Source organism: Mesorhizobium ventifaucium, from assembly GCF_935822925.1.
GTDB lineage: Bacteria > Pseudomonadota > Alphaproteobacteria > Rhizobiales > Rhizobiaceae > Mesorhizobium > Mesorhizobium ventifaucium.
The window spans coordinates 18078-39893 of record NZ_CAKXZS010000011.1; the positions used below are offsets into that span (position 1 = coordinate 18078).

22 protein-coding genes are annotated in these 21816 nt (G+C 63.6%); 15 read left to right on the top strand and 7 right to left on the bottom strand.

What is annotated here, in order from left to right:
- Positions 1-2: 2 nt before the first annotated feature.
- Positions 3-1919 carry a MocR-like pyridoxine biosynthesis transcription factor PdxR gene (gene pdxR, locus NMG70_RS08375; protein ID WP_254024069.1) on the bottom strand — a complete coding sequence of 639 codons (1917 nt, stop codon included), beginning with the start codon at positions 1917-1919 and terminating at the stop codon, positions 3-5.
- Positions 1920-1998: 79 nt separating this feature from the next.
- Between pdxR and NMG70_RS08380 the strand changes: the two genes are divergently transcribed.
- On the top strand, positions 1999-3123 hold the full coding sequence (locus NMG70_RS08380; protein WP_254024070.1) for a methyltransferase: 1125 nt from the start codon (positions 1999-2001) through the stop codon (positions 3121-3123).
- A gap of 119 nt (positions 3124-3242) precedes the next feature.
- Here the strand turns inward: NMG70_RS08380 and NMG70_RS08385 are convergent, their stop codons facing one another.
- Positions 3243-4136: a LysR family transcriptional regulator gene (locus tag NMG70_RS08385; protein ID WP_254024071.1), complete on the bottom strand. Its 894-nt coding sequence runs from the start codon at positions 4134-4136 to the stop codon at positions 3243-3245.
- Positions 4137-4508: 372 nt separating this feature from the next.
- Here NMG70_RS08385 and NMG70_RS08390 point away from each other — a divergent pair, with 372 nt between their 5' ends.
- From NMG70_RS08390 to NMG70_RS08415, 6 genes are all read left to right on the top strand, one after another.
- A complete protein-coding gene (locus NMG70_RS08390) occupies positions 4509-5090 on the top strand; it encodes a (2Fe-2S)-binding protein (protein ID WP_436798369.1) in 582 nt (193 codons plus the stop codon).
- Positions 5091-5093: 3 nt separating this feature from the next.
- Positions 5094-6092 (top strand): FAD binding domain-containing protein, encoded by a 999-nt coding sequence (locus tag NMG70_RS08395; protein WP_254024072.1) that lies wholly within the window; start codon positions 5094-5096, stop codon positions 6090-6092.
- Complete coding sequence (locus NMG70_RS08400; RefSeq protein WP_254024073.1) at positions 6089-8206, top strand: xanthine dehydrogenase family protein molybdopterin-binding subunit; 2118 nt, start codon at positions 6089-6091, stop codon at positions 8204-8206. Before NMG70_RS08395 ends, NMG70_RS08400 begins: the two co-directional genes overlap by 4 nt.
- Positions 8207-8337: 131 nt before the next feature.
- Positions 8338-8733 (top strand): (R)-mandelonitrile lyase, encoded by a 396-nt coding sequence (locus tag NMG70_RS08405; RefSeq protein WP_254024074.1) that lies wholly within the window; start codon positions 8338-8340, stop codon positions 8731-8733.
- 231 nt (positions 8734-8964) lie between these two features.
- Positions 8965-9687: an SDR family NAD(P)-dependent oxidoreductase gene (locus NMG70_RS08410; RefSeq protein ID WP_254024075.1), complete on the top strand. Its 723-nt coding sequence runs from the start codon at positions 8965-8967 to the stop codon at positions 9685-9687.
- Positions 9684-10715: an S-adenosylmethionine:tRNA ribosyltransferase-isomerase gene (locus tag NMG70_RS08415; RefSeq protein WP_254024076.1), complete on the top strand. Its 1032-nt coding sequence runs from the start codon at positions 9684-9686 to the stop codon at positions 10713-10715. Before NMG70_RS08410 ends, NMG70_RS08415 begins: the two co-directional genes overlap by 4 nt.
- 46 nt (positions 10716-10761) lie before the next feature.
- Here the strand turns inward: NMG70_RS08415 and NMG70_RS08420 are convergent, their stop codons facing one another.
- Positions 10762-11091 carry a zinc-binding dehydrogenase gene (locus NMG70_RS08420; RefSeq protein WP_254024077.1) on the bottom strand — a complete coding sequence of 110 codons (330 nt, stop codon included), beginning with the start codon at positions 11089-11091 and terminating at the stop codon, positions 10762-10764.
- The gene (locus NMG70_RS08425) at positions 11075-11713 is read right to left on the bottom strand and encodes a quinone oxidoreductase family protein (RefSeq protein ID WP_254024078.1); all 639 of its coding nucleotides are present in this window, start codon (positions 11711-11713) and stop codon (positions 11075-11077) included. The genes NMG70_RS08420 and NMG70_RS08425 overlap by 17 nt, the downstream gene beginning before the upstream one ends.
- Before the next feature lie 413 nt (positions 11714-12126).
- On the opposite strand from NMG70_RS08425, the gene NMG70_RS08430 reads away from it, so the two are divergent.
- The 4 genes from NMG70_RS08430 to NMG70_RS08445 all read left to right on the top strand — a co-directional run bounded on the left by NMG70_RS08430 (position 12127) and on the right by NMG70_RS08445 (position 16069).
- Positions 12127-12450: a winged helix-turn-helix transcriptional regulator gene (locus tag NMG70_RS08430; protein ID WP_254024079.1), complete on the top strand. Its 324-nt coding sequence runs from the start codon at positions 12127-12129 to the stop codon at positions 12448-12450.
- A gap of 223 nt (positions 12451-12673) precedes the next feature.
- Complete coding sequence (locus NMG70_RS08435; RefSeq protein WP_254024080.1) at positions 12674-12946, top strand: hypothetical protein; 273 nt, start codon at positions 12674-12676, stop codon at positions 12944-12946.
- 369 nt (positions 12947-13315) lie between these two features.
- Entirely contained in the window at positions 13316-15187 is a 1872-nt protein-coding gene (locus tag NMG70_RS08440; protein ID WP_254024081.1) for an adenylate/guanylate cyclase domain-containing protein, read from the top strand.
- A 351-nt stretch (positions 15188-15538) separates the two neighbouring features.
- Positions 15539-16069, top strand: a complete 531-nt coding sequence (locus tag NMG70_RS08445; RefSeq protein WP_254024082.1) for a dihydrofolate reductase family protein — start codon at positions 15539-15541, stop codon at positions 16067-16069.
- A 278-nt stretch (positions 16070-16347) separates the two neighbouring features.
- Here NMG70_RS08445 and NMG70_RS08450 read toward each other — a convergent pair whose 3' ends face one another.
- Complete coding sequence (locus NMG70_RS08450) at positions 16348-16593, bottom strand: DUF1127 domain-containing protein (RefSeq protein ID WP_254024083.1); 246 nt, start codon at positions 16591-16593, stop codon at positions 16348-16350.
- Positions 16594-16728: 135 nt separating this feature from the next.
- Between NMG70_RS08450 and NMG70_RS08455 the strand changes: the two genes are divergently transcribed.
- A complete protein-coding gene (locus tag NMG70_RS08455) occupies positions 16729-18246 on the top strand; it encodes a winged helix-turn-helix domain-containing tetratricopeptide repeat protein (protein WP_254024084.1) in 1518 nt (505 codons plus the stop codon).
- A gap of 45 nt (positions 18247-18291) precedes the next feature.
- Here the strand turns inward: NMG70_RS08455 and NMG70_RS08460 are convergent, their stop codons facing one another.
- Positions 18292-18684, bottom strand: coding sequence for a GFA family protein (locus NMG70_RS08460; RefSeq protein ID WP_254024085.1), 393 nt, complete (start codon positions 18682-18684; stop codon positions 18292-18294).
- Between the two features lie 238 nt (positions 18685-18922).
- On the opposite strand from NMG70_RS08460, the gene NMG70_RS08465 reads away from it, so the two are divergent.
- Together NMG70_RS08465 and NMG70_RS08470 are read left to right on the top strand one after the other, a co-directional pair.
- The gene (locus NMG70_RS08465; protein WP_254024086.1) at positions 18923-19531 is read left to right on the top strand and encodes an ArsR/SmtB family transcription factor; all 609 of its coding nucleotides are present in this window, start codon (positions 18923-18925) and stop codon (positions 19529-19531) included.
- Positions 19522-20319, top strand: coding sequence for an SRPBCC family protein (locus NMG70_RS08470; protein WP_254024087.1), 798 nt, complete (start codon positions 19522-19524; stop codon positions 20317-20319). Before NMG70_RS08465 ends, NMG70_RS08470 begins: the two co-directional genes overlap by 10 nt.
- A 63-nt stretch (positions 20320-20382) precedes the next feature.
- Here NMG70_RS08470 and NMG70_RS08475 read toward each other — a convergent pair whose 3' ends face one another.
- Positions 20383-21357, bottom strand: a complete 975-nt coding sequence (locus NMG70_RS08475; protein WP_254024088.1) for a LysR family transcriptional regulator — start codon at positions 21355-21357, stop codon at positions 20383-20385.
- A 104-nt stretch (positions 21358-21461) separates the two neighbouring features.
- Here NMG70_RS08475 and NMG70_RS08480 point away from each other — a divergent pair, with 104 nt between their 5' ends.
- Positions 21462-21731, top strand: a complete 270-nt coding sequence (locus tag NMG70_RS08480) for a hypothetical protein (protein WP_254024089.1) — start codon at positions 21462-21464, stop codon at positions 21729-21731.
- Positions 21732-21816 lie beyond the last annotated feature (85 nt).

Here is a 21816-nt window from a genome sequence, read left to right on the forward strand (position 1 = left end):
GTTCATGACGGCTCATTGCCAAAACAGGCGCGGAACAAACGCATCCCTTCTTCGATGTGGTCTGTGGGAATGGCGCCATAGCCCAGCATAACCCCGGCTCGTGGGATCTCGCTCACAGCGAACCATGACAGGACCTGGACGGCGACGCCACGATCGGCAGCGCGGCGGGCGATCTCGGCAATCTGGTCCACCGACATTGTCCGGGCCAGAGCGGTGATATGGAGTCCCGATGTCGACGGGATCAACTCGAGGTGCTCGGCAAAGTCACGGGAGATTGTGTCTGCGAGGATCTGGTGTCGTTCCCGGTAGATGGCGCCCACCCGGCGCAGGTGACGCGCAAACACGCCCTCATCGATGAAACGCGCGAGTGCCGCTTGCCCGATGGTCGATGAATGCCAGTCACTGACGAATTTCGCTTTGTGCAGGGCCTCCCGCAGCGATGGCGGCGTTACCAGGAAGCCCAGCCGAAGCGTCGGCAGCATCGTCTTCGAAAAGGAGCCGACGTAGATCACCCGGCCTTTTGTGTCGAGCGTCTGCAACGGCTCGAGAGGCCGGCCACCGAACCGGAATTCGCTGTCATAGTCATCTTCGATGATGGCCGCATTGTTCCGCTCGGCCCAGGCCAGCAGCGCCTGCCGGCGCGGCAGCGTCATCGTGACGGACAGCGGGAATTGGTGGGAAGGCGTGACATACACTGCTCGGATTCCGCGCGGTAGCGCCGCAACAACCAGCCCTTGGCGATCCACCGGCACGCCGATCACGCGAATGCCCAATGCCTTGAACAACCGCCTCGGAGGGCCGTAGCTCGGATCTTCGACGGCAATTCCGTCGCCCGATGCCAAAAGGACGCGTGCCAGGACGTCGAGCGCCTGCTGCGTACCGTTGGTGACAATGATGTCGTCCGCTGAAGCCGCGATCCCTCGCGAGATGCCTATGTGCCGGGCGATTGCGACCTTGAGATCGTGATGCCCGGCAGGGTGTTCATAAACGCCGGCAGTCGTTTCCCCCGAACGCAGCGCCCAGGTCACCGACCGCCGCCATGACCTGTGCGGAAACAACGAAGCATCGCAAAGCCCAGAGCGAAAGTCGAACCGGGCCGTCTCGAACGTGACCGGCGGTGACATCGCCTCCCAGATCGGGAGCGGCTGGAGTGTGCCGGTGGGTCGGCGTCTTTCACGCTCGGCCGGCGTGACCAGCTCGCTGACGAATGTGCCAGACCCCTGCCGGGACGTCAGGAACCCTTCCGCGGCGAGCCGTTCATAAGCCACCGTCACGGTCGCACGCGACACGGCCAGCGCCCGCGCCAGTTCGCGGCCGGGCGGCAGAGGGTCGCCGGGCCGCAGCCGTCGATCCAGAACGGCGCGCCGGATCTGACGATAGATCTCGCCGCTGAGGTCTTTGCGCCCGACCAGGCTTACGTGAAAGGCCGTCATTGTCCTGCAATCAGAATTGGTCTGACGGTTGCACCAGAGTTCGGCCCTAGAACCAGTCGCTCGCGCCCTGCGCTGCCTTAGCGGTAGGGCCTTGAAAGGGTCACCAGCCAATCGGAATTGGACTGGCCAAGAATCGATGAATTGGCACTTCCATCGGTCCTGTAGCCTCCTTACCATTGCCTCGGCAGCAAGGGAAGGAGCGGATGGCTGGGAGCGGATGGCTGGAAATGGAGGCTGAAATGGCTCACACGAAAACTCGTGTTGATCGTCACTCGTCGAGAGTGCCTCTGCCTGGGCTTGTGCTGAAAACCACAGCAACTGCAATCGCGGCTCTCGATGCCTGGCAATGGACCGCCTCAAGGCGTCGGGCGATTGCGGATTTGACCCCCGATCAGCTGAGGACATCGGCCATGCCGGGGCGCCGGCGCCTGTGCTTGAAGTCAAGGCAGGTTTAGTCACGAACTTGATGTCGATGCGGTAATGCACGACGCTGTCCCTGCTCGTTCATGCCGCCGTCGAGACGTGCGGCTTAAAGCTGCGAATTAAACGACCTGAGGAGAGCGCCATGGTCAACCATCAGCGCGCTGCTGCGCGCGCGACAACGCTTACCCGCCAGCCCGGTGCAATCTCGGGCGAGACAAGGCTTAGCGCGGCCGATCAACCGATTGACGCCACGCCGGAGCTTCCTTCCGCCGTCCCGCTGATGGCGCTTTCGACCGGTTTCTGGGCGTTCAAGACCCTGGCCGCGGCGCATGAGCTTGACCTCTTCAGCCGCCTTGCCGGCGGCGCCGGCACAACTGTTGCCGAGCTGGCGGAAGCGCTCGGCCTGCATCAACGCCCGGCCGAGATGCTGTTGACCGGCTGCGCTGCACTCGGGCTCCTGGAGAAAACCGGCGGCCGTTATCGCAATACGCCGTTGAGCGAAGCCTATCTCGTGCGTGGCAAACCGTATTACTTCGGTGGCTTCGTCGAGATGGCCGACAAGCGGCTCTACGCGGGCTGGGGCAGGCTTGCCGAGGCGCTGCGCACGAACCGGCCGACCACGTGGGACCCGGCGGTGCAATCCTCGATATTCGATGGCGAGGATCCGACGATGCTGGCGCTCTTCTGGGAGGCGATGCATTCGCTTTCCACGATGACCGCGCGCAAGCTCGGCGAAGCGGTGGATTTCGGACATTTCCGCCGCCTCCTCGACATCGGTGGCGGATCGGGCGCGTACGACATCGAGCTTTGCAAACAGTATGGAGCGCTGCGTGCGACCGTGTTTGATCTGCCGCATGTGGCCGCGATCGCCGCGGCAAAGATTGCCCAGGCCAGCTTGACCGACCGGATCGATACCGCAGGCGGCAGCTTCTTCGAGCAGCTTCCGAAAAATCACGACGTGCATCTCCTGTCGATGATCCTGCACGATTGGGACGAGGCGAAGGACCGCGCCCTGCTGCGCCGGTCGTTCCAGGCTTTGCCGAGCGGCGGCGCCGTCGTCATCAGCGAGCTTCTCGTCAATGACGAAAAGACCGGACCAGCGCCGGCGGCGCTGATGAGCCTCAACATGCTGATCGAGACGGAAGGGCGAAACTACACGCCGGCCGAATATTCGGCGTGGCTCGAGGAAGCCGGATTCCGCCACATCGAGACGGTCTGGTTCGACGCGCCCGGCGCGAATGGCGCCGTGATCGGCCGCAAGCCGTAAAGGTGCAAAGCGCAGTGGACTAGGCGCACCCCAGCCGGCGCAATCAAATCGCCTGCGCCTGCGGCGGCGCTCATGGGCCCATCGGGGGAAGACCCCTCGCGCGAACTCTGCGCCTGGCCTCAACCCGAGAAGCGAAGCGCATCGACGAGCAGGGCGAAAGCCGGCGACGCTTGACGGCGGCTAGGATAGTAGAGGTGATATCCCGGCCAGGGGGGTGACCATTCATCCAGCACCCGCAACAGGCGGCCGCTTTCCAGATGACGCTCCGCGACATCCTCCGGCACATAGGCGAGGCCGAAACCAGCCAGCGCCGCCTCGAGAATCTCGAGAGTGCCATTGAGGACAATCTGGCCGTCCACCCGCACCTTCAGTTCGCGACCGTCGCGCTCGAAATCCCAGGCCCAAAGCCCGCCACTGATGGAAAAGCGCTGGTTGATGCAAACGTGGTCGGTCAGTTCCTGCGGCGTCGTTGGCGGCGGCCGCTTGGCAAAATACGACTTCGTCCCGACGACGGCGAAGCGGATGTCCGGTCCGACGCGCACCGCGATCATGTCTTTTGCAACACGCTCTCCCATTCGCACGCCCGCGTCGAACCGCTCGGCAGCAATATCCGTCAGTGCGTTGTCGCGGAAGACCTCGACGGTGACGTCGGGATAGTCGGGCAGGAGCTTCGCCAGCTTCGGCCAGATGACGGCGTTGAACGCGTGATCGCTTGCCGTGAGGCGAATGGTGCCGGCGGGCTTTTCCCGCAATTCGCTCAACGCCTCGACCTCGGCCTCGATCTCCTCAAAGCGCGGGCCGATATTTCGCAGCAGCCGCTCGCCGGCCTCTGTAGGTGAAACGCTGCGGGTGGTTCGGATCAGCAGCCGAATGTCCAGGCGCTCTTCCAGATCGCGGATCGTATGGCTGAGCGTGGACTGCGAAATTCCGAGCTGCGCAGCGGCGCGTGTGAAGCTGCCCTCCCGCGCAACGGCCACAAAGGCCAGAAGCATATCGAGTCGTCCACGCTGCATTTATGGATCCCTCCCATAAGTCTGTGCGGATTATACGGAATAATCGAGCGAACGGCACACCCACAATTGATCGCGATTGCCGAGAGCGCCGCAAAATTCCCGAACGGCGGCGCGCGAACACGGCTGAGCGATGACGATGAAGGGAGTACCGGCGGCAGTTCATTCCCGTCGCCGCCATTCATGGCCCCGACCGATAGGTCCTATCGGCGAGCGGGCGCTAATCAAGCGGCCTCAGGCGCCCTAAGGTTTAGCGTCGCACACGCACCCAGCGTGTCTTCGGGCCGGGGGCCATCCATCACGAAAGCGACAATCGACATGTCTGATAGCCAAAGAACCTCGACAGCCAGTTCAGACATAACGCGCCGGGAGCTTATGCAAGCGGCTGCTGTGACTGGCGGTGCCCTTTTAGGAGAACAACTCGTGCCCGGAGCTATATCGCCGGCGCTGGCACAGGCTGCCGGCGCCGCGCCGGCGCTGCTCGATGTATCGCTGCGCATCAACGGGACGGAGCACCGGCTTTCGCTCGATCCGCGGACGACGCTGCTGGATGCGCTGCGCGAGCATCTGCATCTGACGGGCTCGAAGAAGGGCTGCGGCCTCGGCCAGTGCGGCGCCTGCACGGTGTTGATGGATGGCATGCGCGTGAAGGCGTGCCTCTCGCTCGCGGCGCTCGCGCAGGGCCGAGAAATCAAAACCATCGAAGGATTGGCGCAGGGCGACGAGCTTCATCCGTTGCAGGCGTCCTTCATCGAGCGCGATGCCTTCCAGTGCGGCTATTGCACGTCGGGGCAGATCATGGCCGGCGTCGCCTGCATCAGCGAAGGCCATGCCGGGTCGCCGCAGGACATCCGCGAATGGATGAGTGGCAATCTCTGCCGCTGCGGCGCCTACGACCATATCGTCGCGGCCATCCAGGACGCGGCGGCCGTGTCCAGCTCGACGCAGGGGGGCTGAGCCATGCATCCCTTTGTGCTCGAACGGCCGTGTGACCTTTCCGCTGTCCTCGCCCTCGGCGCCCAGGCTGGCCGCAATGATGCGCCGGTCGAATACATCGCCGGCGGCACCGACATGGTGCAGCTTCTCCAGGAGCATGTCCGCCGACCGGATCGGCTTGTGAGCCTCGCAGGAGTGCTCGACGATGGCATCGAGATCGGTCCGCAGGGCCTGAGGCTCGGCGCCGCCGCCACGATGGCGGAGGTGGCCGCCCATCAAGGTGTGGTCGAGCAGTTCCCTCTGATATCCCAGGCGCTGCTGAATTCGGCGAGCCCGCAGGTCCGTAACCAGGCGACCATGGGCGGCAATCTGCTCCAGCGCACACGCTGTCCCTACTTTCGCGATGTCGGCTACCAGGCATGCAACAAGCGCGCGCCCGGCTCCGGCTGCGCCGCCCTGGACGGCGAGAACCGCTGGCACGCAGTGCTCGGCACGAGCGACGACTGTATCGCCGTTCACCCGTCGGATCTCGCGGTTGCCCTCGTGGCGCTCGATGCGACGGTCGAGCTCCGAGGAACTGGCGGTGATCGTTCCGTGCCGCTCTCCGAACTCCATCGCCTTCCCCGTGATACGCCGCACCTCGAAACCGTCCTGGAACCAGGCGAAGTGATCACCGCGATCACGGTCCCGGCCAATGCGGCAGGACTGCGATCTCACTACCTAAAGCTACGCGATCGCGCCTCCTTCGAGTTCGCCGCGGTCTCGGCCGCGGTCGCAATCGAGACCGACGGCGCTCGCATCCGGCAGGCCCGCGTAGCGCTCGGTGGCGTTGGAACGAAACCCTGGCGCCTGCCGAATGTCGAGCAAGCGTTAGCTGACAAAAACCTTGAGCCCGGTGAGTTGCGCTCGGCAGCGGCCCTTGCCGCCGAAGGTGCGCAAGGTCGCGGCCACAACGACTTCAAGATCGAGCTCATGCAACGCGCCATCGTGCGTGCGGTCGAAATCGCGGGAGCACGCGCATGACTGCCGCCTTGATCGGAAAATCCGTCAGCCGCGTCGATGGCCGCCTGAAAGTTACCGGCGCTGCGACCTATGCCGCCGAGTTCGAGGTGCCGAACCTCGCCCATGCCGCCGTCGTCAGGAGCATTGTCGCGAACGGCCGCCTTGCATCCATCGACACGGCGGAGGCCGAGCGGGCGCCCGGCGTAATCGCGCTTGTGACACACCGCAACGCGCCCAAGCTCGCCTACCAGCCGCATAAAGGCCTCCCCGACGCAGCCGTTGGCGAGCGCTTGCATGTGCTGCAGGACGACCGGGTGACTCACCAGGGCCAGCCGATCGCGCTGGTGGTCGCCGAGACACTTGAACAGGCGGTTTACGCGGCGGAGGTCGTGCGGGTTACCTACCGGAATGAAGCGGCGGCCACCGATGTGGCCGCCGTCGATCCAGTTCTGCCTACCGGGAAACCGGCGGAGTGGGAGATACGGCGAGGCGAAGCCGACAGCGCATTCGAACAAGCGGAATTCCGGGTCGACCAGACCTATGTGATCCCGCGCGAGAACCACAACCCGATCGAGATGTTCGCCACCATCGCCTCGTGGGAGGGCGACAGCCTGACCTTGTGGGACAAAACACAGTGGGTGCACAACGTTGCGGAGGAGATCGCCGCCGTGTTCGGCATTGCTGCCGAGAACGTGCGTGTCATCTCGCCCTTCGTCGGCGGCGCGTTCGGCTCGGGCCTTCGCTGCTGGCCGCATGTCACGCTGGCGGCACTGGGCGCCCGTGTCGACGGACGGCCAGTCAAGCTGGTGCTGTCGCGGCGGGAAATGTATTATGGCGTCGGCTACCGTCCTCACACGGTGCAGCGGGTCGCGCTTGGCGCCTCCCGTGACGGCCAGCTCCAGGCCATCCGGCACGAGGGTCACCAGGAGACCTCGACCTACGAGGAGTTCACCGAGGCGCTGCTCAGCGCGACCCGGTTCCTGCACGCCTGCCCGAACGTCCACACGCGCCATCGCATCGCGCCCATGCACGTCCACACGCCGACCTACATGCGCGCGCCAGGCGAGGCGAGCGGCATATATGCCCTCGAATCGGCCATGGACGAGTTGGCGGTCGCGCTGAGCATGGATCCCGTCGATCTGCGGTTGCGCAACGAGCCGGACCGGGACGAATTCAAGGATCTCCCGTTCTCGAGCCGATCCACCAAGGAATGCTACCGGGCCGCCGCCGAGCGTTTCGGGTGGAGCCAAAGAACGGCTGAGCCACGCTCCATGCGCGACGGGCGCTTGCTGATCGGCTGGGGCATGGCGAGCGCCACCTATCCGATGAACTATGCACCCGCCTCGGCCCTGGCTCGACTCTTGCCGGACGGCACTGCCGAAGTGATGAGCGCAGCGAGCGACATGGGACCCGGCACATGGACATCGATGACGCAGGTCGCGGCGGACACGCTGGGCCTGCCGGTCGAGCGGGTCAAGTTCACGCTTGGCGACACCCGCCTGCCGCGCGCCCCTGTCCACGGCGGTTCCATGACCATGGCGAGCGTCGGCAGTGCGGTGCAGGCGGCTTGCCGCAAGGCGCGCGAGGACGCACTGGCACGCGCCGGCTCCAATGATCTCGAAGAGGCCATGGAGCGTCTCGGCCAAGTCATCGAGGCAACGGCCGACGTCGCTCCCGGAGATGAGACGAAGCGGTTTTCCATGCACGCCTTTGGCGCCGTGTTCGTGGAGGTTGCCGTCGATCCCGATCTCGGCGAGACGCGCGTGCGGCGCATCGTCGGCGCCTATGGCGCCGGCCGCGTCGTCAACCCGAAGATCGCGCGCAGCCAGTGCATCGGCGGCATGATCGGCGGCATCGGCATGGCCCTCATGGAGCACTCGGTTGTCGACCCCCGCAACGGGCGCGTCACCAATGCCAATCTCGCCGAATACGCCGTGCCGGTGCACGCCGACGCGCCGCCTGTCATGGACGTGATCTTCGTCGACGAGCACGACCCGCACGTGAACCCGCTCGGCGTGAAAGGCCTTGGCGAGATCGCGCTGGTCGGCGTCGCGCCAGCGATCGCCAATGCCATTTTCCACGCTACCGGAAAGCGCGTCCGCGAACTGCCCATCACGCCGGACAAGCTGCTCTGACCGTCGAAAACGAAGGGGCTCAAGACATGATCATCACCCGCAGAGACGTCCTTGCCGCGACAAGTGCTTTCGCTGCTGTGGCTGCAGCAGGCCAGGTTGGCGCAGCTTCTGTCCAAGGAAGGAATGAGACAATGAAGATCACCCGAGTTGGATCGCAGCCGTCCGGCCCCGGGCCGGCCGATTATTTTACCGGAGCCGTGCGCATCGATCCGCTTTTCCAGGCGCCCGAGCCGGCGCGCGTCGGTGGCGCCAGCGTCACGTTCGAGCCTGGCGCCCGCACCGCCTGGCACACGCACCCACTCGGCCAGACGCTGATCGTCACGGCCGGCCTCGGCTGGGTCCAGCGCGAATGCGCGCCAGTGGAAGAAATCCGGCCAGGTGACGTCGTCTGGATTCCGCCTGGCGTGAAGCATTGGCACGGCGCGTCTGCGACCACGGCGATGACGCATCTCGCTATCCAGGAATCGCTTGTCGGCAAGCCGGTCGAATGGCTGGAGAAAGTCAGCGACGAACAATACCGCAGCTGAACGTCAGCGGCACCCGGCGTCTCGCGTATGGCGGGGTCTCGCTGCTCCGAATTCCGACGGGGCAAGCTGCCAACTCACCCGATGAGGCAATCCGGCCTGGCACCGATCGCGGCTGCGCCTGCGCCCGTGCGGGCGTGAATATGGTCGGCATCGATCCGCGCAATGAATGCTTGACCTCAAGTTAACTTGAGGTTCTAGCATTGGCGTGCACGGATCGAAGGAGCATCGGCAATGCTGACGAATATGGATTTCCACGGGCTTCGCGTAGTGGTCACGGGTGGCACGTCCGGCCTCGGACTGGCGCTTGTGCGGCGGCTCGCCGCGCAGGGTGCGAGCGTCGCCTTCATCGCACGCACCGCCGCAAACGTCGAACGCATCGCTGACGAGACCGGCGCACACGGCATTGTCGGCAACCTCGGCAAAAAGCACGACATCTACCCGATCGCGTTGCAGGTCACCGCCAGCCTCGGCGGGCTCGATGTCCTGATCAACAATGCATCGAGCCTCGGGCCGGTGCCGCTTGCGCTGCTTGCCGACACCGAGTGCGAGGATCTGGAAAAAGCGCTTGTGGTCAATCTCGTCGGTGCGTTTCGGCTGACCAAAGCGCTGTTCGGTGCGCTTGCAACGTCGGCACGCGAGAGCCGTGGCGCGCTGGTGATCAACATCTCCAGCGACGCGGCGGTGAACGCCTATCCTGGCTGGGGCGCCTATGGTGCGAGCAAGGCCGCGCTTGCCCATCTTACGGCGATCTGGGACGAGGAGGCGAAAGACGATGGCATAAGGTTCCTCGCGCTCGACCCCGGCGATATGGACACCCCGCTGCACGCGCTGGCGCTTCCTGACGCCGATCCGGCCACCTTGAAGCAACCCGATCTGGCAGCTGCCGAGATCATCGAAAAGCTGCTCGACGCCTTGCCGGCCGGCGCAGCACTTGGTGCCGGGGCACGTGGATGATTGCCGCCGACCATCCGGATCGGCGCTCCGCCAGGCTGTTGGTCGTCATGGCGGACGGGGCGATGACCGACTTGCCGCGCGCTGAACTCGTGAAGCTATTCGAGCCCGGCGACATGGTCGTCGCCAATGACGCCGCGACCTTGCCTGCCAGCTTGCACGGCACGCATGTCCCCAGCAGTGAAGCGATCGAGATCCGCCTGGCGGGCTGGCTGTCACTTGCCGATCCAACGCGTTTCGTGGCGGTTGCCTTCGGTGCAGGCGATCACCGCACGCGCACCGAAGATCGGCTGCCTCCGCCTCCACTGTCACCAGGCAATCGCCTCCGGCTCGGCCCGCTTGAAGCCGTTGTGGAGCGCCTTCTCGGCCATCCCCGCCTTCTCGAGCTGCGCTTCCCAGGCAACCGCGCAGCTGTGCTTGCAGGACTGGCGCAGCACGGCCGGCCGATCCAATATGCGCATGTTCCAGAGCCGTTGGCACTTTGGGATGTCTGGACGAAGATTGCCGCCCGGCCGGTCGCGTTCGAGGCGCCATCGGCAGGCTTTGCGCTCGACTGGCGCACGCTTCAAAGCTGGCGGCGGCACGACGTCGGCTTCGCAACACTCACGCATGCCACGGGCATTTCCTCCACCGGGGATCGGGCGCTCGACTCGCGCCTTCCCTTCGACGAGCCATACCGCATCCCCGAGCACACCGCGGCGCAGGTCGCGCGGGCGAAGCTGCGCGGCAGCCGCATCATCGCGGTCGGCACGAGCGTAGTGCGCGCGCTTGAGGCAGCCGCCAATCCCGACGGCAGCGTGCGTGCCGGAAATGGCATTGCGACGGGCCGCGTCGCGCGGGACACGCCGCTTCGCGTGGTCGATGCGATTCTCACAGGCGTCCACCAGCCGGGCGAAAGCCATTTCGAGCTCCTGCGCGCCTTTGCCGAAGATGCTCTGCTCGCCAAGGCCTCCGCAGCCTTCGCCGCGCACCGATACCGGACGCATGAATTCGGCGATTCCATGCTGCTCAATCGGCAACTGCTGGATTGATCCGCCGTCGCAACGCCTGGTGATGTCTGATGGATCCGTCATTTGCTCAGCTCACCCGCAAAGCGAGCTTGCCGACGTAGTGGGTGGCAAGCGCTCGGTGCGCATCAACAACCCTGTCGAACGGGAATGTACGGGCGACATGAACGTCGAACGGGCCAGAGTCGATCAGGCGGTTAAGCTTGTCGGTCGCGTCCTGGCTGCGGGCGCCGTTGTAGCGGATGAGCTCCACGCCGGGCCGGACAGTTGGATCGGGCATCACGCCGTGCGGGCAGGCAACCCGACCGCCGTCGCGCACTGACGTCAGCGCGCGGTCGGCCGCCTCACCGCTTACGGCAGCGTCGAGGCCGCCGGCGGCGAATTCATGAGCGGCCGCCATTGCGCCCGTTGACGATGGCGTCGGCGCCCAGCCGCCGCGATAGCGCCACGCCGTCATCGCCCGAAGCCACCGCCAATACGCGGGCGCCCAATCGTTTTGCGAGTTGGATGGCCATGTGCCCGATACCGCCGCTGGCGCCGAAGATCATTACTGTATCGCCCTGCTTTAGGCCGATCTCTTCCAGGCCGCTGAGCGCGGTCAACGCATCCCAGCCCATGACGCCGGCTTGCTCGATCGTGAGCTTGGCGGGGATGAGCGACACATTGTCCGCATCCGTTACTGCGTAGGTGGCGTAGGTTCCACCCTTGGGAACTGGCATGGATGCAGCGTATACCCGGTCGCCTTCCTTGAAGCGGCTAACTTGGCCGCCAACGGCGACGACTGCGCCCGCGCAGTCCCAGCCGAGCACGTAGGGGAATGTCGACGGCATGCCGAAAGCCCCGTCGTAGCGACCCTCACGCTCGAGCGCATCCCACGAGGCCACACCCGCCACTTCGACCCGGATTAGGACATCGCTCGGTCCGACCTCGGGCACTGGCACGGCTCGCACAGTAACCAGCTCGGCTCCACCGAAGCGGTCGATGGCGGCGGCCTGCATTGTATCCGGTTTTGCATTCGTCATGCTTTTTCTCCTAGGAATACTGTCGGTCATGAAACGGCCACCGCTTCTAGCGGTCGTGAATCGAGCCTCGCCGACGTGATTTCTTGTTTCGCGCCGGCGAAGCAGGAGTTCGGTTCTCGTAGGCGTTCCATGATTGGTTGATGATGAAGGCATGGATCGCCTCCTGTCTCTTTTGCTGCCCTGTCCCAGACGGTCGTGCGATATCTCGCTTCAAGCAGCGCGCGGGCGAGCGCCGATCCCATACGTCCAGTGTCCAGGGCACCGATTGTAGGCATCATTCCGACACCCCATCTTTTGATTGGCGCAATGTTCAGCTCGCTTGTCGTCCGGTCCGAGGGAGAGCTATGATTTGGCAAGCGCGACACCAATACGCACGCAGGCGTAAGTGGTTACCTGCCGGTAAGGAGGGCAAGGTGAACAAACCCATCGAGAATGGTCTTGCAACCGCGATAAAGTTGGTCTCCGGCAAGTGGAAGCTGGACATCATCTGCGAACTCGGCGCAACACCACGCAGGTTCGGCCGGCTGCGGCAGTCAATTCCGGCGATCAGCGAAAAGATGCTGACGCAGCAGCTGCGAGAACTTGAGGCAGACGGGCTTGTGAACCGAAAAGTACATCCGGGTTCTCCGGCGAAGGTCGTTTATTCGTTGACGGAAAGCGGATCGACGCTCTGTGCTGGGGCAGAGGGCTTATGCCGCTGGGGTGAACAGTTCCGTTGCTCGGATCAGCCGGAATGATCGCGCGCGCGGGGGCAGTTTATCGAGCGCAAGGCGGACCTTCCGAGCGGTGATCTCGGAAAGGCGCGGCAACAATATACGAGATCCCGGTTTGATCCTGTCCGGCGCGAAAGCCACACTTTGGGCTAGACTGCAGTGCATGCTCCACATGCCCAGCCGCTGCTTGTGAGTTCACCTCGACTTGGCTTTGAGTTGCGCTATCTAGCCAAAAATGGAGGCAGCCATGCGTATGAAGTTCCTGCTGGCGACATCAGCGACGATGATGGCGACAGTCGTTGCCCACGCGGACAGTCAGTCCTCGAACACAAGCTCGAATAGCTCGTCGAACAACGGCGTTGTGCGTGAGCGGATTGTCGAGACCTACTGCGAAGACGACTATTGTGAGACCTACGTCAAACGCAGGGTTTACCAGGAGGGCCGATCCTCCCGTCGTTACCAGGAATATGATCGCCGCCGCTATCGCGACCGCTACATGGATGATGATGACGACGACTAACGAAAAGCCGCCCCGCTGACGCACGCGAAGGTCTGTTTTGGGATCGGATCGGCGGCCCCTCGCACCGTTCCGAGATGCTTTTGGCGCACCAAGGACGACGATGACGGTATCGGGGCGCAGCGCGTGGTCGGGCAGGCAGGCAAGACCCAGGCAATGCGGTGTCGCCCTCCGCCAGTGCGGCGACGGACGGCTCTGGACGAAGCAGATGATGGCTGACGAGGGTCAGAACGGCCGGCCCTAATCGTCACGCATTTGTGAGCTGTGTTGATAAGCCTATCCGGGATTACCGGTCTAGTTTTGGGCCGTGCGTCGCCTTAAGTTTCAGTAGTTATAGTCCGTGCATGGCCCCGCCGCTCAGGAATAATGCTGATGGAACGCAAGCTCGCGGCAATCATGGCCGCCGATATCGTCGGCTACAGCCTGCTGATGGCTGAAAACGAGGCGTCCACCTACGCGAAGCTGCGCGCTGTTTTTGATGAGCTCATTGACCCGACCTGCGCCCAGCATGGCGGGCGCATCGTCAAGACGGCGGGAGACGGCTTTCTCGCCATGTTTCCCAGCGTCAACGAAGCGGTTGATGCGGCGCTGGCCATACAGGAAGGCTTCGACAAGGGCCCGTTCGAGCTGCGCATCGGCATCAATCTTGGCGATGTCATCGAAGATGACGGCGACGTATACGGCGACGGCGTCAATGTGGCCGCCCGTCTTGAGGCCATGTGCGATCCGGGGCAGATATTCGTCAGCGGCGCCGTGGTGATGGCGGCCGACCGCAACAGCGCGGACAGGTTCGTCCGCATCGGCCGCAGGCGGGCCAAAAACATTCCCGAACTTCTAAACGTCTACCGCGTAAGGCGCGCGGGCTCTCCGTGGTCGTCATGGCGGCAAGTGCCGCAGGTGCTGCGCAGCACCGCCGCCCGCTGGTCTTATGGCGCGGCCGCCATAGCCCTCATCCTCATCGGCACCCAAATCCAGCCGCTCCCGCTGGCAGCCATGATCAGCCGCATCCCGGCGGCCTTGTCGATGGACCAGAGCCGCGCCGATCCCCGGCCGTCAGTGGCGGTCATGCCTTTTGCCGCGATGAGCGGCAGCGGCGAGCAATCGTATTTCGCGGACGGACTGACCGAGGATGTGACGACAGCCCTTGCCCGCAATTCAGAGCTGCAGGTAATCGCGCGCGATTCCACCTACGCCGTGCACGGGCAGGACATGGACGTGCGCAAGCTCGGGGCGAAACTCGGCGTTGATTATGTGGTTGAAGGCAGCGCCCGCCGTGAAGGCGACCAGCTTCGGGTGTCGGCGCAGCTGATCGATGTAAAGACAGGCGCGCATCTGTGGTCGCGCAGTTTTGACCGGCAGGTCGCCGACGTGTTCAGCGTCCAGAGCGAGCTGACCACTGAAATCGTCGCGCAGATCGCGCCCTATATCGGCAGGAGCGAGGCGGCGGCGGCAGCGGAGCGCCCGACCGACAATCTGCAGGCCTATGACCTCGTGCTGCAGGCCCGCAACCGCTACCGGCACGGCGCCAATGACCGGCAGGACATTCTGGCAGCGCGGAGCCTCTACCAGCGCGCCCTTGAAATGGACCCATCCTATGCGGCCGCCCGCGCAGGCCTCGCGTTGACCTTTATCGCCAGCGTGGCGCAGAGCGGTGACGGCAGGGCAAACGCCCCGGAGCTCCATCTTGGGCTTAGCGAAGCCCGGCAGGCGGTCCGTCTCGATCCCAATCTTGGCCTTGGCTATCAGGTCATCAGTTTCGGGCTTGCCTTGCAGGGCGACTATTCAGGCGGCCTGCAGGCCGCACGACGCGCTGTGGAGCTCAACCCTAACGATCCCGACAGCATGATGGCGCTTGCAAAGGCGCAGGTTCGCTTCGGGGAATATGATGATGCCGTCGCCAACGCAGAGCGAGCCCGCCGCCTTCATCCTATGGCGCCAGAGTACTATGCCTATGTGCACGGGCAGGCGCTCTACGCGGCTGACCGCCGCGATGAGGCTTCCGCCGTCATAGAGGAATGCCTGATCCGGGCGCCGCGCGATGCAAACTGCCTTCTGATTCAGGCCGCTTTGCAGGCTGGGGGCGGTGAGGTCGAGGCAGCCCAGCAGACGATGGCAAAGCTGGTCGAGGCGCATCCGGCATTCTCGCTGGAAGCAGAGCGCGCTTACCGCCGGTTCGGTGACAGGCCGCTGATGGAAGAGTTCCTGCAGGACCTCGCACGGGCCAAGGCTCCTGAAACCGCCTGAAAGTTTTTACGGAACGACTTCAATCACATAGCGGTCCCAGTTTCATCTCGTCCGGCGCGCCAATTTTTGCCATTTCCACGACGCCAACACCGAAAATTGCCGCCCATTGCCGCTGGAACTACGTCCGAGCGAGGAGCGCGAAATAGCCAAGTGGCGAGAAAGCGTAGTAACGGCGGTGATCGGTGGTGAAAATGTTCGAATCGTTTGCGGTCGAATCACGTATTTTGGCCCAAGGCAAAGCTCGCATATTGATCTTGGACGGACATTGCGAGCCCGGTTGGGGCGCGCTGCGCTGCTTGCATAACGCAATCAGAACCGCGCGGATGTGCCGCGTGAGGAAAGGAGGTGGGTATGGCTAAGCTCGTGTTCGGAATGAACCAGTCCCTGGACGGCTACGTCGACCATATGGCGTTTGCGCCAAGCCCCACGCTCTTCCGCCACTTCATCGAGGAGGCTCAGGGGCAGGCGGGCAGTGTGTACGGTCGCCAAATGTATGAGGTCATGCGTTACTGGGACGACGATCATCCTGAATGGGATGCAGAGCAACACGCCTTCGCGGCGGCGTGGCGGAACCAGCCGAAATGGGTCGTCTCGCGCTCGTTGAAGTCGGTTGGCCCCAACGCCACGCTTGTTGAGGATGATCTCGAGGGCGCGATCCGTGAGCTGAAGGCCGAGCGCGACGGGGAGATCGAAGTTGCTGGCCCAGACTTGGCGCAAAGCCTCACCGAACTTGGCCTGATCGATGAGTATCGAATCTACCTGCACCCCGTCGTGCTTGGTCACGGCAAGCCATATTTCGCCGGACCCCGGCCGCCGCTCCGCCTTATGACTAATGACCGGATTGGCGAGGATGTGGTCAGGTTGACCTACGTCCCTGCTTAATCTCCCGACTCGCCGGATGGAATCGCCGCTGAAGTCTGGTTTGGGCCAAAAGCCACGGGAATTGCTTGAGTGTCCACGCCGCGTGCGCGAGCGAGCTGGCCGAGATCAGCCCGGACGGGCCAAGCTCTCAAGCGCCGCGTCGAGTCGGCCAGCGCATTGGCGCCTAGTTTAGGCTTTGACCTGGGCCTGACTCATTTGCGTAGTGCGATTTCGCAATCTGTCGCAACCTCAAGGACGAGGATGACGGTGTCGGCTTCGCGACCTTGCGGCGACGAGGATTATCGCCGCCAGAAGGGCTTGGCGATCTCTGTCTCGACCTGCCGTCTCGTCAGACCGATGTCGTCGATCAAATGGGGATTGTCCTTCGACATCTGCTCAAGTTCCCAGCGAAAGCGTTTCCGCTCGTCCCAGGCCGCGATAATGCTTCGCAGGCTCGCCAGGCTGTAGTTCCGACGCAAAATTTCCGTCGGCTCCAAGGGCGTTCCCCCTGCCTGATGCGGGGCCGATGCAAGAGTATCGTTCATAGCAACCTCCATCGGTTTGAAGGTCCGGGGACCCTCGGCCTGAAAGAGGTTGAATTCTGCAGGATACGAGCAGCGTCGTAATTAAGCTCTCCCAAATAGTTCTCAAAACTTCCAAACGGGCTATAGATACGCCGCATGCAGGGATCGCGCTTTGCCTTTGGTCCGTTTGTGCTTGATTCCGGTGCAGGAACGCTGCTTCGCAACGATGTCCCCGTTGCCGTTGGCTACCGCGGGATAAAGCTGCTTGCGGCGCTCGTTGGACGACCCGGCGAAATCCTCGAGAAGGCCGAGTTGATGGACGCGGCGTGGCCAGGCACGGCCGTCGAGGAAGGCAACCTCACCGTGCAGATCGCGCTGCTGCGAAAGCTGCTTGGCCCGGCTGCCGATGCCGGTAATGGGGGCGGCGAATGGATCGCCACGGTTCCGCGCGTCGGCTACCGATTCACGGGGGCCGTCGAACAGCTCGGCGCGAAGCGAAAACCTTTACCGCTGCCCGGCAAGCCATCGATAGCGGTGCTGCCCTTCGTCAATGTCAGCAACGATCCCGAGCAGGAATCCTTCGCGGATGGGTTGACCGAAGACCTGATTACCGACCTGTCCAGGATCTCCGGCCTGTTCGTCATCGCACGCAACTCGGCCTTTGCCTATAAAGGAAAGGCGATGGACGTCCGCGATATCGCGCAGGACCTCGGCGTGCGCTACCTGCTGGAGGGGAGCGCACGGCGCGCTGCGGGGCGCGTGCGCATCAACGCCCAGCTGGTCGACGCAGTGAGTGGCGATCATCTATGGGCGGAACGCTTCGATCGCAGCCTGGAAGACATCTTCGCCGTTCAGGACGAGGTCACCGGCAAGATCATGGAGGCGTTGCTCGGCAGGCTGCGCACGCCGCCGCCGCGCAATCGGCCCAAAAGTCTCGAGGCTTACGATCTCTGCGTGCGGGCGCGCAAGCTGATGGATGACACGCCGCAGACGGCGCGCGAAGCGCATCTGATGCTCACCCGCGCGGTTTCGCTCGATCCGGAATATGCCGAGGCCTATCGCTGGCTTGCCATGAACCACTGGATGGGATGGGTGCATTCCGGCGGACCTACCGAAACGGCCCGTAGCGTTGCGTTGGAACTGGCGCGCAAAGCCGTGGCGATCGATCCGAACGATGCCGGCTGCCGCTGGGTTTTGGCTTACCTCCTTTCCTATGAGCGCAGCTTCGGCGAGGCGGATGCGGAATTCGCCAAGGCGATCAAGCTCGATCCGAACGAGGCTGATGCCTGGGCGGCATTATCCGACATCGCGGTCCTGGCCGGACGGGTCGAGGACGGCCTTGAGCACATTCGCAAGGCGTTCCGGCTGAACCCGTTTCCGGCAAGCTGGTACTATCTGACGCTTGGCCAGGCGCAATATGCGGCCGGCGAATACCAAGCCGCTGTCGAGACACTGCGCAGGGACGAGACGTATCGCACAAGCTCACGCCGTTTCTTGGCGGCAAGCCTTGCCCAATTGGGCCGGTTCGACGAGGCGCGCGCAGAGGCCGAGCTGTTCCTCGTCGGCAATCCGCATTTCACAACCCGCCACTGGGCCGCGACAGAACCATTCCGCGACGCTGCGACGCTTGAGCATTTCGTTGACGGCTTCCGCAAGGCTGGTCTTCCAGAGTGACGTGCCGGGGTGACCTCCCAAACGCCTTCGCACCGTTCGTGGGATCTACCCCTCAAAGCGACTCGTGGCGTGACGATCGCGCTCGTACCGTCTCATGAGCGGAAACGGCGGCAACCAGGACTCGCGACGGATGATCCAGCTTTCGTAGGTTGGCATCAGTTGGTCAGGGGCGTCCAGGCATCCCAGGTTCACTTCGATCTCGTCTGCGGTGCGTCCGAAAATTGTCGAGCCGCAACGGGGACAGAAAAACCGCCCGGCGTAGTCGCGCGTCTCGCCTTCAATCGTCACCGCATCCTGGGGGAACACCGCCGAAGCGTGAAAAAGCGCCCCATGATGCTTGCGGCAGTCGAGACAATGACAAATGCCGACCCGGTATGGGAGCCCCGACGCCACTATCCGGACGTTGCCGCACAGGCAACCGCCAGTGAATCGGTCCATGCTGCGTCTCCTCCAAAATCAAGCGGTCGCAATGGCTACAACGAACGGCACCGTCATTGCAATTGCCCGCTGCGGGCGGGGGCGCGTCGTATTCGGTAGCGGGCGGACAGATTGGTCGCTCGCTGCAGTCGCATGCCGTTTGGGAGCGTCGGCTTATTGGGACGAACCGGTCCTTTGGCTCTTGACAATTACACTCGTCAACGGCATTTGACAGGAAATCTTGTCAATGTGAGGCTGCATGCTCGATATCGAAGTCATAGATCGGCCGAGCGCGGCCGCCGCCGCGTTGGAGCCCGTTCGGAGTCAACTCCTCTCAGAGCTGCGGGAGCCGGCCTCGGCCGCTACCCTCGCCACACGCCTCGGCCTCAAGCGGCAGAAGATCAATTACCACCTGCATGCTCTGGAGGAGCACGGGCTCGTCCAAGTTGCAGACACGCGCAAGTGGGGTGGCCTGACGGAGCGGCTCATGGTGGCGAGCGCCACAAGCTATGTCGTCTCGACGAGCGCGCTGGGTCCGGTCGGCGCCGATCCGGACCGCACCGCCGACCGCCTGTCGGCAAGCTACCTCATCGCGCTCGGCGCTCGGCTGGTGCGGGAGATCGGAACTCTCCAGCGCGCCGCCACCGATGCCGGCAAGCGCCTGGCGACCTTGGCGATCGACACCGAAATTCGCTTCCGCTCCGCCGCCGACCGCGCCTCGTTCACGCGTGAACTGACTGAGGCCATCACCACGCTGGCGGCACGCTATCACGACGAAACCGCGCCGCAGGGACGGTCGCATCGCCTTGTCGTGACGGCGCATCCTTCACCAGCCAATCCGCAAGCAAAGGACGTTCAATGCCAGTAAAAAAAGATGCGGCCGGCAATCGCTCGGTCGAGGCGCAAGTGGATGTCCCCGGTACACCGGAGGACGTCTGGAACGCGATCGCAACGGGACCTGGAATATCTCAATGGTTCGTGCCAAGCGAACTCGAAGGTCGTATCGGAGGAACCGCCGTTTCGCATTTCGCTGCCGACGGAAGCATGGATTCGGTCGCCATCATTACAGCTTGGGAGCCGCCCAAGCGGTTCGTCGCAGAAGCACCGGGCGAGCCGGGAACGGTAGCGACGGAATGGACCGTCGAGGCAAAGTCCGGCGGGCTTTGCACCGTTCGCGTTGTCCATCGCTGGTTCGCGACTTCCGATGATTGGGATGATCAGTTCGAGGGCCACAGCTACGGGTGGATCTCCTTCTTCCGCTTGCTCCGCCTCTACCTCACGCATTTTTCCGGGCAGCACGGCTCGGCTTTTCAGCTCTTGGTGCCGTCTTCCGAACCTTTAGCTGATGCGTGGCGAAAACTGGTTGTACCCTTGGGCCTGGCGAATGCGACTGAACAACGGCGCGTGGTTTCGGACGCGCAGGCATTCGAGGGCGTTGTCGAACGAACAGGGCCGCAAGACCATCCCGAGGTGGTGGTCCGGCTGGACCAGCCAGCGCTGGGCTACGCGCATCTCTTCGCCTTGCCGATGGGCGGGATGACATACCTATCCGTGCGGTTTTTCCTTTTTGGGGACGATGCAGCGAGCATTGCAAAACGGGAGGAGCCAAAGTGGCGAACCTGGCTTGAAAAGCATTTCCCAACTCCCGGGGAGTAGCGCTCCAGCGGAAACGCAATTTGTCAATTTCATCCACGCTGGGCGCCGACTAAGCTTTCCGAGCTATGATTGCCGTCTTCGTGCGGGCGGGCCGCTGTGGTGCTTCTGCGCAGTCTGCTCCACGCCTGCAAGCAGATCGAAGAGCCATGCCACACCCGCATCCATCATCGCGACCTTGGGAGCGACGGCGTTGAGCCGGAAGCCGGGCAACGGCAACGGGGCATCGAGGCTCAGGACGCCGAAACGCGCCGCATGCATGGCAACGAACCGCCGCGGCAGGGCCGAGATGAGGTCGGTCTCGGCGATCACCGCCAGCGCGAATATGAAGTTCGGAACCGTCAACGCAATCCGTCGAGCCCGGCCTTGCTTGGCCAGTTCTTCATCCACGAAGCCATAAGGATCGCCACTGTGCGAGACGACCAGATGCTGCATGTCGCAGTATCGCTCCAGGATCGGATCACGCGCGAACGGATGTCCAAGGCGCATGGCAATTACAAAGTCTTCTTCGTAGATGCAGCGCCTTTCGAAGCGAGGCGGGATGTCATCGGACGGAATGATCGCGATGTCGATGGCGTGCGTCTCGAGATCGACAATCGCGCTTTGCCAGACGCGGGCCGGAGAGGGCAAGATCTGACGCACCCCGAGGTCGATGCGTGGCGCAATCCGGCTTAGTTCGGCGAGGAGGGGGCGCAGGATCACGGCTGAGACACCGTCCGGGGCGCCGATTGCGAACCGGCGCACGGCCGTGGCGGGGTCGAAGGGTGCGGCAGTCGCCATGACGCTGCGCACGCGCGCCAGAACCTCGGCGATCGGCGCGGCCAGTTCCGTTGCACGCGCCGTCGGCACCACGCCCTTGGGCGTTCTGAGGAACAGCGGATCGTTGAGGAGCCGGCGCAACCGGCCGAGCCCGTGACTGACGGCCGATGGCGTCAGATTAAGCCGGTCCGCCGCCCGGCCCACGTGGCCCTCTCCGAGCACGGCCTCGAAGAGGACGAGGAGATTGAGATCGGTGCGCGAAAGATCAATGTCGTTCAGCATATTCCTGAAATCATATCATTGGCTTCATCAACATCAACATGCAATTTTACCGGCTGAACGGTGTATCGCTCTCGCACGAACGGAGCCTTGGGCGGGAAACAGCCATGTCGGTGATGATGATTTCCGAGGTCGGCGGACAGTCGCCGCAAGGGTATGACGGCATGCTCGCCCTCGTGGGTGATGCTTTGAGGCAGGCGCCGGGCTTCATCATGCACGTGTCGCACCCGGTGGCGGCCGGCTGGCGGATCGTCGAGGTGTGGAATTCCCGGGAAGACGCGACGCGCTTCTTCGCTGCTCATATCGCGCCGGATCTGCCGGATGGCATCCGGCCGAAGCTGTCCTTCCAGCCGCTGCACAGTCTGTTGAAGGCCTGACGGAAAGGCCGGCCGGTTGAAGGATGTGAGATCGCCTCGGCTCGACGGGCGGGCTGCGCCTGCGAATCGGTTACAAACATAGGAG

Excerpts from the sequence above, each read along its gene's own strand:
- NMG70_RS08380 (WP_254024070.1), top strand. The coding sequence starts at position 1,999 with ATGGTCAACCATCAGCGCGCTGCTGCGCGCGCGACAACGCTTACCCGC.
- NMG70_RS08385 (WP_254024071.1), bottom strand. The coding sequence starts at position 4,136 with ATGCAGCGTGGACGACTCGATATGCTTCTGGCCTTTGTGGCCGTTGCG.
- NMG70_RS08390 (WP_436798369.1), top strand. The coding sequence starts at position 4,509 with ATGCAAGCGGCTGCTGTGACTGGCGGTGCCCTTTTAGGAGAACAACTC.
- NMG70_RS08395 (WP_254024072.1), top strand. The coding sequence starts at position 5,094 with ATGCATCCCTTTGTGCTCGAACGGCCGTGTGACCTTTCCGCTGTCCTC.
- NMG70_RS08400 (WP_254024073.1), top strand. The coding sequence starts at position 6,089 with ATGACTGCCGCCTTGATCGGAAAATCCGTCAGCCGCGTCGATGGCCGC.
- NMG70_RS08405 (WP_254024074.1), top strand. The coding sequence starts at position 8,338 with ATGAAGATCACCCGAGTTGGATCGCAGCCGTCCGGCCCCGGGCCGGCC.
- NMG70_RS08410 (WP_254024075.1), top strand. The coding sequence starts at position 8,965 with ATGCTGACGAATATGGATTTCCACGGGCTTCGCGTAGTGGTCACGGGT.
- NMG70_RS08415 (WP_254024076.1), top strand. The coding sequence starts at position 9,684 with ATGATTGCCGCCGACCATCCGGATCGGCGCTCCGCCAGGCTGTTGGTC.
- NMG70_RS08420 (WP_254024077.1), bottom strand. The coding sequence starts at position 11,091 with ATGGCGGCCGCTCATGAATTCGCCGCCGGCGGCCTCGACGCTGCCGTA.
- NMG70_RS08425 (WP_254024078.1), bottom strand. The coding sequence starts at position 11,713 with ATGACGAATGCAAAACCGGATACAATGCAGGCCGCCGCCATCGACCGC.
- NMG70_RS08435 (WP_254024080.1), top strand. The coding sequence starts at position 12,674 with ATGCGTATGAAGTTCCTGCTGGCGACATCAGCGACGATGATGGCGACA.
- NMG70_RS08440 (WP_254024081.1), top strand. The coding sequence starts at position 13,316 with ATGGAACGCAAGCTCGCGGCAATCATGGCCGCCGATATCGTCGGCTAC.
- NMG70_RS08445 (WP_254024082.1), top strand. The coding sequence starts at position 15,539 with ATGGCTAAGCTCGTGTTCGGAATGAACCAGTCCCTGGACGGCTACGTC.
- NMG70_RS08450 (WP_254024083.1), bottom strand. The coding sequence starts at position 16,593 with ATGAACGATACTCTTGCATCGGCCCCGCATCAGGCAGGGGGAACGCCC.
- NMG70_RS08455 (WP_254024084.1), top strand. The coding sequence starts at position 16,729 with ATGCAGGGATCGCGCTTTGCCTTTGGTCCGTTTGTGCTTGATTCCGGT.
- NMG70_RS08460 (WP_254024085.1), bottom strand. The coding sequence starts at position 18,684 with ATGGACCGATTCACTGGCGGTTGCCTGTGCGGCAACGTCCGGATAGTG.
- NMG70_RS08465 (WP_254024086.1), top strand. The coding sequence starts at position 18,923 with ATGCTCGATATCGAAGTCATAGATCGGCCGAGCGCGGCCGCCGCCGCG.
- NMG70_RS08470 (WP_254024087.1), top strand. The coding sequence starts at position 19,522 with ATGCCAGTAAAAAAAGATGCGGCCGGCAATCGCTCGGTCGAGGCGCAA.
- NMG70_RS08475 (WP_254024088.1), bottom strand. The coding sequence starts at position 21,357 with ATGCTGAACGACATTGATCTTTCGCGCACCGATCTCAATCTCCTCGTC.
- NMG70_RS08480 (WP_254024089.1), top strand. The coding sequence starts at position 21,462 with ATGTCGGTGATGATGATTTCCGAGGTCGGCGGACAGTCGCCGCAAGGG.